11 protein-coding genes are annotated in these 11,430 nt (G+C 64.5%); 4 read left to right on the plus strand and 7 right to left on the minus strand.

Translation table 11 applies throughout. The annotated features are described in order from the left end of the window. Positions 1-2: 2 nt before the first annotated feature. Both B7E02_RS11445 and B7E02_RS11450 read right to left on the minus strand, forming a co-directional pair. The gene (locus B7E02_RS11445; protein WP_080796179.1) at positions 3-1,022 is read right to left on the minus strand and encodes an LLM class flavin-dependent oxidoreductase; all 1,020 of its coding nucleotides are present in this window, start codon (positions 1,020-1,022) and stop codon (positions 3-5) included. A 266-nt stretch (positions 1,023-1,288) separates the two neighbouring features. Further along, positions 1,289-1,948 (minus strand): SOS response-associated peptidase, encoded by a 660-nt coding sequence (locus B7E02_RS11450; RefSeq protein ID WP_080796181.1) that lies wholly within the window; start codon positions 1,946-1,948, stop codon positions 1,289-1,291. A 9-nt stretch (positions 1,949-1,957) separates the two neighbouring features. Here B7E02_RS11450 and aroA point away from each other — a divergent pair, with 9 nt between their 5' ends. The 3 genes from aroA (at position 1,958) to B7E02_RS11465 (ending at position 5,885) form a co-directional block, all read left to right on the plus strand. After that, complete coding sequence (gene aroA / locus B7E02_RS11455; RefSeq protein ID WP_080796183.1) at positions 1,958-3,250, plus strand: 3-phosphoshikimate 1-carboxyvinyltransferase; 1,293 nt, start codon at positions 1,958-1,960, stop codon at positions 3,248-3,250. Continuing rightward, complete coding sequence (rsgA, locus tag B7E02_RS11460) at positions 3,243-4,232, plus strand: ribosome small subunit-dependent GTPase A (RefSeq protein ID WP_080796184.1); 990 nt, start codon at positions 3,243-3,245, stop codon at positions 4,230-4,232. The genes aroA and rsgA overlap by 8 nt, the downstream gene beginning before the upstream one ends. A gap of 153 nt (positions 4,233-4,385) precedes the next feature. Continuing rightward, entirely contained in the window at positions 4,386-5,885 is a 1,500-nt protein-coding gene (locus tag B7E02_RS11465; RefSeq protein WP_179129718.1) for an HNH endonuclease signature motif containing protein, read from the plus strand. A gap of 73 nt (positions 5,886-5,958) precedes the next feature. On the opposite strand, the gene B7E02_RS11470 is transcribed toward B7E02_RS11465, so the two are convergent. Beyond that, complete coding sequence (locus B7E02_RS11470) at positions 5,959-6,465, minus strand: DUF6912 family protein (protein WP_080796188.1); 507 nt, start codon at positions 6,463-6,465, stop codon at positions 5,959-5,961. Between the two features lie 3 nt (positions 6,466-6,468). Beyond that, entirely contained in the window at positions 6,469-6,879 is a 411-nt protein-coding gene (locus B7E02_RS11475; protein ID WP_080796190.1) for an HAD family hydrolase, read from the minus strand. A 121-nt stretch (positions 6,880-7,000) separates the two neighbouring features. On the opposite strand from B7E02_RS11475, the gene B7E02_RS11480 reads away from it, so the two are divergent. After that, positions 7,001-7,393, plus strand: a complete 393-nt coding sequence (locus B7E02_RS11480) for an Rv3235 family protein (RefSeq protein ID WP_080796191.1) — start codon at positions 7,001-7,003, stop codon at positions 7,391-7,393. On the opposite strand, the gene secA is transcribed toward B7E02_RS11480, so the two are convergent. The 3 genes from secA to B7E02_RS11495 form a co-directional block, all read right to left on the minus strand. After that, a complete protein-coding gene (gene secA / locus B7E02_RS11485; protein ID WP_080796193.1) occupies positions 7,390-9,924 on the minus strand; it encodes a preprotein translocase subunit SecA in 2,535 nt (844 codons plus the stop codon). The two genes, B7E02_RS11480 and secA, sit on opposite strands and share 4 nt — an antisense overlap. Before the next feature lie 183 nt (positions 9,925-10,107). Then, positions 10,108-10,779 carry a ribosome hibernation-promoting factor, HPF/YfiA family gene (gene hpf / locus B7E02_RS11490; RefSeq protein ID WP_080796195.1) on the minus strand — a complete coding sequence of 224 codons (672 nt, stop codon included), beginning with the start codon at positions 10,777-10,779 and terminating at the stop codon, positions 10,108-10,110. A gap of 128 nt (positions 10,780-10,907) precedes the next feature. Further along, complete coding sequence (locus B7E02_RS11495) at positions 10,908-11,393, minus strand: ComF family protein (RefSeq protein ID WP_245802261.1); 486 nt, start codon at positions 11,391-11,393, stop codon at positions 10,908-10,910. Between the last annotated feature and the right edge of the window lie 37 nt (positions 11,394-11,430).

Below are 11,430 nucleotides of genomic sequence, written 5' to 3' on the forward strand. Positions count from 1 at the left end.
TCCTACTCCGAGACGACCAGGTCCAGGCCCGCATCACGGGCCAGCGGAACCACCTTCTCCACGAAGTCGGCGAGCACCTGTCGGTATTCGTCGAGGGTGAACTCATAGGGCAGCTCCAGGCGGAGCTCACTCGCACGCGACAGCGCGGGGTCGGTGAGCAGCCGCTCCACGATCTCCTCGGCCGAGCCGATCAGATCCGGTTGGAAGTTGATGTCGCGCTCACCGTGGGGGCCGAGTGTGCGTTCAAGGCGGCTGGCCAGCAGCGCCGCGTACTTCTCGCGGGACTCCGTGGTGGCACTGTCGGTGGGGACGATGACCCGGCCAAGTGCCACCCGCGTCCGCGCCCCCTCGGGCAGACCCTGCTCGTAGACGTCCAGGACGGCGCTCTGTGCCTCCTCAAAACCGTGGATCCCGTCGCCTGCAACGATGTTTCCGGTGGTGAAGTTCAGACCGTGGGCGGCTGCGAAGGCAGCCGATCCCCGCGAACTGCCACCCTGCCAGAGCCTGTCCGGAAGAGTGGCGTGCGGTGGCTGGATCCGCGCTATCTGGATGGTTCCCGGTGCCTCGATCTCGGTGGGCCGCTCCCCCACGTAGTCCCCGACCAGCAGTGACTGGAGCTGCCCGATCTTGTCGTATCCGAGCTCCTCGGGACGGGGCGGGTTGTTCCCGAACACCTCCGGACCCAGGAGATCATAGCGGGCCGGGACACCACCGCTGACCCCCAGTTGCAGACGCCGCTTCGACAGTGCATCCACCAGCGCCGCATTGGATGCGAGCAGGAAGGGGTTTTCATATCCGATCTGGATGACACCGGTGCCCAGCTCGATTCGGGAGGTCCGCTGCGAGGCCGCGGCCAGAAATGAGAGGGCGTTCGACACCGCGTGCTCGAGGTGGCGCTGCCGGACCCATCCGCCCCGGAAGCCCAGATCCTCGCCGAATTCGAAGACATCCAGGAGGTCGTCGAGTCCTTTCTCCGGGTCCCGCTCCTCGTAAGTGCCGGGGATTAAGAATGCGATGTCCATCGCGTTGTTCCTTTCGGGAGAATCCTGCCCGTGGGGGAACCCGGCACCACGGGAGGGTGCGCAAAGAAAGCGATGGACAACGAACCCGGCCACGAGCAGCTCTCCAAGATGAAGCTGTCATGTTGCCAACAACTGTGCATGCTATGGACACTGCCCACGGGGCAGCAATGATTACTTGCTCGCCGAATGAATCAGGGACCGTGATCCTCCCCGTGCCACACCGTGTCCGGGGAGGATGGGGGGGATAGCACCGCTGTGGGCTGTGTCTAATCCAGAAGCTCCGCGTAGTCATTGCGGACGTTGCCCACCGCGGCGCCCACGGGTCGTGTCACCAGCCCGGCGCGCCACTGCGGCCCGACCGGGTGCAGCAGCGCGGTCGCCTCCTCGACGCTCCCGCCGAGCCAGGCCGCGGCCTCCCCACGTTCGAGAAATCGTGGCATCCGGTCGTGCAGCCACTCGATGGGCTCGGCCGCTGCGGTGGTGAGGATGGTCGCGGAGATCCGCTGCGCCCCGGTGGCCCACAGCCCGGCCGCCCACATCAGTTCGCCGCCGAGGGAGACGAAATAGGGCTTCTTCTCATGCCATTCGTAGTAGCCGTCCATCGGGATGATGCACCGCTGGCGCTTGAAGGCATCGCGGAAGGAGGGTTTCGCGGCCACGGTCTCGGAGCGCGCGTTGAACAGCGGGGGTCCGCTGTCGTCCTTCTTCCAATTCGGCAGCAGCCCCCAGCGCGCCGGCTCCAGCAGGGCTTCCCCCTTCTCCCCCTTCTCCCCCGCCACATGCACCATCGGCACCGTCTGGGTGGGTGCCAGGTTGTACCTGGGACCGGGCGTGCCCTCGGGCGCGCCCACCGGGCGTCGGGTGAAGCTTTCCGCGGCGTCGATAAGCATCTCGCCGGTGGTAAAGAGAACGAAGCGTCCGCACATACCTCTATTATGGTACGTGTGACCGATTCGCCTAGCCCCTTGCCCAAGTGGAATGCTCCGCGCGCGCACCGACCCATCGTGTGGAAGCAGCCCATCCCAGGTTCAAAATCGATAACCAACCGTGCACTGATCCTCGCGGCGCTGTCCGATCAGCCCTCGAGGATCTCCAATGTCCTGCGCAGCCGCGATACCGATCTCATGGCCGAGGGGTTGCGTGGAATGGGTGTGGTGATCAGGGAGCTGTCGGTGGACGAATACGCGGTTGAACCGGGGACACTGCGCTCGGGAAGTGTCTTCTGCGGCCTCGCCGGCACGGTGATGCGGTTCCTGCCGCCGGTAGCCGCATTCGCGGACGGCCCGGTGTACTTCGACGGGGATCCGCAGGCCCGCCTGCGGCCGATGTCGGGGATCCTGGATGCCCTGCGTTCGCTCGGAGTGGAGGTGGACAATGATTCCCTTCCCTTCACCGTGAACACGGAGGACACCCCCGACGGCGGGGTGGTGGAGATCGATGCCTCCGGTTCCTCGCAGTTCGTCTCGGGTCTGCTACTCTCCGCCCCCCGGTTCCGGAGGGGTGTCACAGTCAGGCACACCGGCGGGCGGCTGCCCAGCATGCCGCACATCGAGATGACCGTGGACATGCTGCGCGAATCCGGAGTGCTGGTGGAGACCTCGGAGAACGAGTGGAGGGTCCATCCCGGACCCATCCACGGACACCACTGGCGCATCGAACCGGATCTGTCGAATGCCACTCCGTTCCTGGCCACGGCCGCCGTCACCGGAGGCACTGTGACCGTTCCGGACTGGCCGATCAACACCACCCAGCCCGGGGACGCCATCCGGTCCATCCTGGAGCGGATGGGATGCGCCATCGAGCTGATCGACACGGGACGCTCGCACGATCTCGCGGTCACCGGGCCCAACGTGTTGCAGGGAATCCAGCTCGACATGTCCGATATCGGCGAGCTGACCCCGACGGTGGCCGCGCTCGCCGCGCTGGCCTCCACCGAATCCGTGCTCACCGGGATCTCCCATCTGCGCGGACACGAAACGAACCGACTCGAGGCACTGACCACCGAGATCAACCGGCTCGGCGGCCGCTGCACAGAGCTTGACGACGGCCTGCGCATCACCCCGGCCACCCTCCACGGAGGGGTGTGGCGTTCCTACGCCGACCACCGCATGGCCACCGCGGGTGCGATCCTCGGCCTGGCCGTGGACGGCGTCGAGGTCGAGGACGTACAGACGACCTCGAAGACCTTCCCCGGTTTTGAAAAACTCTGGGAGGACATGGTTGGCTAGGCGGCAATGGGACGAATCCGACGTCAGGGTTCGCCCGGGAAGAGGAAGCAGACCCAGGACCAAGGACCGTCCCGACCATGCGGACGCGGAGTTCGGCATGGTGGTGACTAAGGACAGGGGCCGCTGGGGGGTGGTCCTGGATGGGCGCAGCGACGCGATCATCACCATGCGTGCGCGCGAACTGGGTCGGACCCCCATCGAGGTCGGTGACCGGGTCGGCGTCGTCGGAGACACCTCCGGCAAGGAGGGCACGCTGGCGCGCATAGTGAAGCTCGAGGAACGCACCAGCGTGCTGCGGCGTACCGCCGATGACACGGATCCCTACGAGCGGATCGTCGTGGCCAACGCTGACCAGCTCCTCATCGTTTCCGCGGTGGCCGATCCGCCGCCACGCGCCGGTTTCGTGGAGCGGGCGCTTATCGCAGCATTCGTCGGCCATCTCCAGCCCATCCTGTGTCTGACAAAATCCGACCTCGCCGATCCCAGCGAGTTCGCAGCGGAGTTCGAGGCCCTCGAGGTCCCGGTGGTCGTCTGCGGGATCGATGATCCGCTGGAGCCGGTGCTCGACGTGGTCCGCGGCCACATCACGGCGCTTATCGGGCATTCCGGTGTGGGCAAGTCCACACTGGTCAACCGGCTGGTACCGGATGCGGACCGCGAGACCGGGGTTGTCTCCGGCGTGGGCAAGGGACGGCACACCTCCACGCAGTCGGTGGCGCTTCCGATCGAGGGGGGATGGATCATCGACACCCCCGGGATCCGCTCTTTCGGGCTGGCCCATGTCGATGCCGATACCGTGGTCGGGGTCTTCGAGGACCTGGCCAGCGCTGCCGAGAACTGCCCGCGTGGCTGTTCCCATCTTGGTCCGCCCGCCGACCCGGGATGCGCCCTGGACACGCTGACCGGTGCGAGCGCACGGCGGGTGGAGGCGGTGAGGACCCTGCTGGTCGCATTGCGCAGCAATGACGCCTGGGATCTTTAGAAACATCACCTGTGTTCTATATTCGTTTTCTCTGCTGTAGCAGTCCTGAACAGGATTTATGCCGATTTCTGATCCGCTATTGCGATCGAACACATTAGCGGTTAGAATTGGAGCTAACAAGTGATGTGGCGGTTATCCTGGGGAGGGGGGATCATGCAAAGCAGCATTGCCGGACAGGTGGAGGCCATCGGGGCGGCCATGAGTGACATAGTTGATGCCTTCACCTCCGCCCCCTCGTCGGAGGTTCTTATACCCAACATTGCGGCACTGATCAGCCTTGAGAAGATTTTCAATACCAAAATACTCCTCGATGCCGCGGTGGCCCGTGCCGCGGAGCTGGCAAATGCCGGTGTTCTCGTCGGCGGCGGCAGCCATATTGATTTTCTGATCAGAACTTTCGGGCTCTCCCGGGCCGAGGCCTTCCGCAGGGCGGAACTGGCCAGGGAGCTGTATCCCGACCCACAGCCGGAGGACCCGGGGACTCCGGAGACCGAGGTTCCCGATGATAGGGAGGAGCGGGAAGCCCGGGAGAAGGAAGAAAAGGAGGCCCGCGAGGCCCGCGAGAGGGAGGCGGAGGAAAAGCGCCGCCAGGCCCTGAAGAACTCCAGGGAGAACGCGCTGAGCGCGGAGAAGCTGGCCATCATCAACAGAGAGCTGTCCAACCTTAACCGTGGAACAACACCGACCAGGCAGGAGCTCCTGGCCGCCGCCACCGCGGAGGCCGCGGACCGCAGCGCGGAGGATCTCCGCAGGTGGGTCCGCACTGCGGTGACCAAAGCAAACAAAACCACCCCGGATCCCTTCGCGGCGATGCGCAAGAGATTTCTCCACATCGCCGGTCAGGACAGCGACGGAGGAGTTCGCCTCACCGCCTACCTTCCCGCGGACGCCGCCGCGATGCTGCACGCGGCACTGGCACCGCTGGCCAAGCGCGGAGATCTCGTAGATGTCCTGCCCGACGAGGACACCCGGACGATGGGTCAGCGCAGGGTTGATGCCCTCAGCCACATCCTCGGACTGAGCAACTCCGGCCTCCTGAGCCGTGGCCGTCACGGCATCGGTTCGATCGTCGTCTCCATGAGCGTCGATGATGTAACCGACCTGGAGCCGAATGGCGCGGGGCACCGCTACCCCACCAACACCGGAGTCAGGCTCACCCCCTTCGAGATCCTCAACCTGGGTGCGGCGAAATACGACTTCGGGGCCGTACTGGACTCCCACAGCGGCAGGCCACTCCACCTCGGCAGGACCAGACGGTCCGCCTCCCTGGAGCAGCGCATCGCCCTCCAGGCGGCGGAACTGGTATGCACCCACCCCGGTTGTTCACAACCGATGATCAACTGTGAAGTCCACCACCTGATCCCCTGGTCCCACGGCGGACGCACGGATATCGGCAATCTCGCCGGAATGTGCTTCGGGGACCACAAGAACAACGATGATTCCCGAACCGGTCGGAACAACAAGGGCTACATGGACACGGACCCGGGGACCGGGAGGGTCGGCCACTATCCGGCGGATGGTTCCGGGGTGGTGTTCAATGAGACCGCCGCCCAGTCGGAATCCGGAGGTGCCCGTGCCAGGACAAGAGCCAGGGAGCGGAGCGGCACCGAGCCCCCGCAGGACTACGGTGGACTATTCGACGTCCCCGCCTGAGAAAGTTCCCCTGGGCACAGCTCCGTGGACCGGGGGCCTCGGCATGCCCGAAGGGACCTGGCTGCAGATCAGGCTAGAGCAGCTCGACCAGGAACGGCAGCTCATTCGGGTCATACCACGCCATGAAGTTATCCTGGGCATCGCCGACCACCAGCTCGGCGTCCTCCTGGCCCAGATCGGATTCATCGATAACCCCGATGGCCTTTTTGGTATCCGCCTCCGAGGCCTCCACATCAATATGGATCGCCGCGACGTCCTCCAGATCGATCCGGGCCGGAACGATTCCGACCACGGATTCGCCATTCTCGGAGGCGAGGGTGACGCGGGCGTCATCGATATCGGCTGATATCACCACACGGCGGTAGGGAAACTCCGCCTCATCACCGATGGCCAGTAGGCGGATCGACGCCTCCGCGGCATCCTGGAAGGCCGCGTGGGCGATCTCCTCCTCATCTCCCGCCGTATAGAACTCATTGAGTGCGGGCGTGACCGCGAAGCCCCACCCAGAGCGGGCGGTGACCACGCGGTTGTCATTGAGTTCGCGGAGCATGCCGAAGGTAGCGGGAATGTAGACGCGCACGGCTTAGAACTCCCCCTCGAGCCCGAACAGGCCGGTGATCTCCACGACCGCACGGTCGAACTGCTGATAGTAGACTCCGACCAGGCCCGACTCGACGGCGGCGCGGATGTTGAGGATCGAATCGTCGACGAGCACGCAGTCGCGCATGGGCAGCTCGATGGCGTCGGCGGCGGCCTGGAATGCCTCCACGTCGGGCTTCTCCGAATCCATCTCACCGGAAAGCAGCACCCTGTCCACGATGCCGGATGTCTCGAACTCCCGGATCGGGTCGGCGCCGGGGCCGCCGGGATCATTGCTCAGTATCGCGGTGCCCACCCCGTTCTTCTTGGCCGCCGCCAGGAGATTCCGCCAACGTCGCTGGTCTTCATCGGTGCCGTCGAGCACCCCGGCGTAGTCCACTATCAATCCGCGCACTGTGTCCCTTTCATTTTTGTCATTTCCGTGCCATATTAGTCGTAGCCTGTGTTCTTGATTGTCGCACAGTTCGGGGTGACTGGTCGTTTGCCTTGGGTGTAATCTCCCAAGGAGTATCGCCATGCTCAGCCCCATCCCCGGTCTCAGCCACCTGCTGTATCTCACACCCGAGGTCACCGAGCCACCGGCCCCCGCACCCCCGCAGACCGTTCCTAAGGAAATCGGGGCGCTGATCCAGATCGCATTGGATTCCGCCTTCGGGCTGCGACCGCTGACCCAGCTGCACCCGAGGCGCTTCGATACCTCCGCCCGTGCCCACGTGGCGGCCCGCCGCAAGGGGGCGGGGCGCGTGACGGTGGGCGTCGTCAAGGTGGTATCCATGCACATCCGTCTCGCGGATGCGGCGGCCGAGGTCTTCGGCAGCGTGCGCTGCCGCGACCGCACAACAGCGTATGCCGCCGGCCTGGTACAGACCGACGGCATGTGGCGGATGTCCAGCTTCCGCGTGCTCTAGACGGAGTGCTCCTCCTGCACGAGGAACTGCTTGCGCAGGAGGAAGAGCTGGCGCACCGTCTCCTCCTTGATGCCGTCCTTCATGGCGTTGAACATGTCGCCGCCCTCCTTCTGGTACTCCACCAGCGGGTCGCGCTGCGCCATGGCGCGCAGACCGATGCCCTCCTTGAGGTAGTCCATCTCATAGAGGTGCTCGCGCCACTTCTGGTCGATGACGGGCATGAGCACCATGCGCTCGATGTTGCGCATCTGTGCCTCGCCGCCGATCATGGCCACCGCCTCCTCGAGCCGGTTGTACTCGGCCTGGGCGTCCTTGACCAGCGCTTCGCGCAGATCGGCGGCCGAGAGCTCACCGGGCACGCCGTATTCACTGCCCTCGACGAGGGACTGCCAGGTGAAACCGGGGCCGTAGAGCGCCTCGAGAGCGTTCCACAGCTCGTCCAGATCCCAGTCCTCGACGTAGCCGTTGGCCGTTGCGCCGGCGACATAGGCGGAGATGGTCTCCTCGATCATGTTCTGGATGTAGCGGGAGATGTCGGCGGATTCGAGGATCTCACGACGCTCACTATAGATGACCTTGCGCTGCTCGTTCATCACCTCGTCATACTTGAGCACGTTCTTGCGCATCTCGAAGTTCTGGTTCTCCACCTGCGCCTGGGCGCCCTTGATGGAGTTGGTCACCGTCTTGGATTCAATGGGCACATCATCGGGAACGTTGAGGCGGTTCATCATGTTCTCCATGGTGGGCCCGACGAAACGCACCATCAGATCATCGCGCATGGAGAGATAGAAGCGGGTCGCCCCGGGGTCACCCTGACGTCCGGATCGGCCGCGCAGCTGGTTGTCGATGCGGCGTGATTCGTGCCGCTCGGTGCCCAGCACATAGAGTCCGCCCGCCTCGCGGACCTTCTCCGCGAGCCTCTTCGAGCGTTCATTCTGCGTCTCGATCTCCGCGTCCCAGGCCGCCTCGTACTCCTCCGGAGTATTGACGGGATCGAGCCCGCGGGCACGCAGGTTGATGTCGGCGATGATATCCGCGTTCCCGCCGAGCACAATGTCGGTACCTCGTCCGGCCATGTTGGTGGCCACCGTGACCGCACCGGGCAGTCCCGCCTTGGCCACGATCTGCGCCTCCTCCTCGTGGTGCTTGGCGTTGAGCACATTGTGGCTGATGCCCCGGCGTTTGAGCAGCTGGGAGAGGTACTCGGAGCGCTCGACGGACACCGTGCCCACGAGCACCGGCTGGCCCTTCTCGATCCGCTCGGCGATGTCATCGACCACGGCGGCGAACTTCGCCTCCTGGGTCTTGTAGATCAGGTCGGTGAGATCCTCACGCTGGTTGTCGCGGTTGGTGGGGATCGGAATGACGTTGAGCTTGTAGATCTGGTGCAGCTCCGCGGCCTCGGTCTCCGCGGTACCTGTCATACCGGACAGCTTCTCGTAGAGACGGAAGTAGTTCTGCAGGGTGACGGTGGCGAGAGTCTGGTTCTCGTTCTTGATCTCCACCTTCTCCTTGGCCTCGATCGCCTGGTGCATGCCCTCGTTGTAGCGGCGCCCGCCGAGAACTCGGCCGGTAAAACCGTCGACGATCATCACCTCACCGTTGCGGACGATGTAGTCCTTGTCACGCTCGAACAGCTCCTCCGCCTTGATCGCGTTGTTGAGGTAGCTGACCAGCTGGGAGTGCTCGGGGGCGTAGAGATTATCAATACCGAGCTGATCCTCGACGAACTCCACCCCCTCCTCCTTGACTCCGATCGTCTTCTTCCGCGTGTCCACCTCATAGTGGACGTCCTTCTTCATCCGCGGGACGATCTGGGCGAAGACGTTGTACCACTGGGAGGTTCCGTCGACGGGACCGGAGATGATCAGCGGCGTGCGGGCCTCATCGATGAGGATGGAGTCAACCTCATCGACGATGGCGTAGTGGTGCCCGCGCTGGACCAGGTCGCCGAGGGAGCGCGCCATGTTGTCCCGGAGGTAGTCGAAGCCCAGCTCGTTGTTGGTGCCGTAGGTGATATCGGAATCGTAGGCGACCTTGCGCTCGGCGGGACGCATGTCGGAGAGGATCACCCCGACCTGCAGACCGAGGAAGCGGTGCACGCGACCCATCCACTCCGCGTCACGCTTGGCCAGGTAATCGTTGACCGTGACAACGTGGACACCCTTACCCTCGAGTGCGTTGAGATAGGCGGGCAGCACACAGGTCAGTGTCTTGCCCTCACCGGTGCGCATCTCGGCGACGTTTCCGAAGTGGAGTGCGGCACCGCCCATGATCTGCACCGGGTAGTGCTTCTGTCCGAGCACCCGCCAGGACGCCTCCCGCGCGGTGGCGAAGGCCTCGAGGAAGATGTCATCGAGGGTCTCGCCCTTTTCCAGGCGCTGCCTGAACTCCTCCGTCTTCGCCTTGAGTTCTTCATCGGTGAGGTTTTCAAACTGGGGCTCCAGCGCGATAACCTGATCGGCGATCTTCTGGAGTCGCTTCACGGCGCGGCCTTCGCCAACGCGGAGCACCTTGGACAATCCAAACACGAGCAGTCGTCCTTATATCTAGCGAGTCGGGTATCGGGCGCCGAAATGCCGGGCCCTCATATAACAAATCTGATTCAAAACCGTATTGTACGCACGAGTTATACAAACATAGGAAACAACAGTACCCGCCACCGACGGTTTCGCGGGGGTGGCGGGCAGTGCTACCGGAACTTCCGGGGCCGATCAGGCCTCTGCGGAGAGCGCAATCAGACCGTAATCGAAGGCGTGGCGACGATAGACCACGGAGGGCTGGCTGGTCTCCTCGTTGACGAAGAGATAGAAATCATGGCCGACCAGCTCCATCTCGGAGAGGGCATCATCGACGCTCATCGGGGTGGCGGGGTGCTCCTTGGTACGGACAACCTGGCCGGGTATCACGTCATCGACCTGATCCGCGTAGGGATCAACATCGTACTTGCCCAGGTCATCGGCTCCGCGGACCTCCTGGGATTCCGCGACCAGCTGCGCTCCGACCTCACCGGTGGATAGTGGCGCACGGTGCCCGGAACGGGAGATGCTGCGGCGGGCCTTCACCTTGCGCAACGAACGCTCCATCTTGGCCAGCGCCGTTTCCAGGGCTGCGTAGAAGCTGTCCTCCTTCGCCTCGGCGCGGGCGATGTGGCCCTTGCCGGTCGCGGTGATCTGGATGCGGTCGCTCTCATCGGCGCGACGCGGATTCGGCTCGTGCTGGAGCTCCACGTGGAAGAAGGTCAGTGTCGGATCGAGGCGTTCGATCTTCGCGAGCTTGGTGTGGACGCGCTCCGCGAAATGCTCGGGAACCTCCACATTTCGACCGGTGATGCTCACCTGGGTCTCCGGGCTCAAGGTTCCTGTGTTGTCAGCAGGTGTAGTCACGCTACAACTCCTCCCAGTGTTGGTCACCGCCTTGAAGTGAGCGGGATTACTCAGATCGCGGTGACGGGATCAACTTCACCTATCAGAATACATCTGGTCATAACATTGCTGCCAATAGGGACCCCAATTTATGCGTGGCAGTATGTCAGTGCACCGCGGACCAGCACCCCCGCGCTGCGCAGCACATCGGCTGTCGCGCTGAGCGTCGCTCCGGTGGTCACCACGTCATCGATGATCACCACCGGAGAGGGCGGCGTGCGCAGCAGCTCCACCCGCAGATTCCGGCGCCGCTGCACCGCCGACTGTCCCACCGAGTCCGGGGTGCCCGCCGCGAGCCGCACCGAGGGCAGCGTCGTCAGGCCGGTGGCGCGACAGACCAGCTCCACCGGGTCGCCACCGCGCAGGCGTCTGGAGCGCTCGCGGGTGGGCGCCGGCACCAGCGTGCAGTTGTGCTCAATCTCACCACGTGCCACCAGGAAGCCTATCGACGCCCCCACCACGGCCGCCACCTCCGCAACCAGGTCGCGGCGCCCCCGCTCCTTCATCGCGATGAGCACCGCACGGTGCGCGCCCTCATAGGGTCCGAGCGACCACACCGGGAAATCAAGGGCCACCGGCACCCTGGCCGGCGGCGTCCGCCACCGCCGCCTG

This window comes from Corynebacterium pacaense (genome assembly GCF_900169525.1).
Lineage (GTDB): Bacteria > Actinomycetota > Actinomycetes > Mycobacteriales > Mycobacteriaceae > Corynebacterium > Corynebacterium pacaense.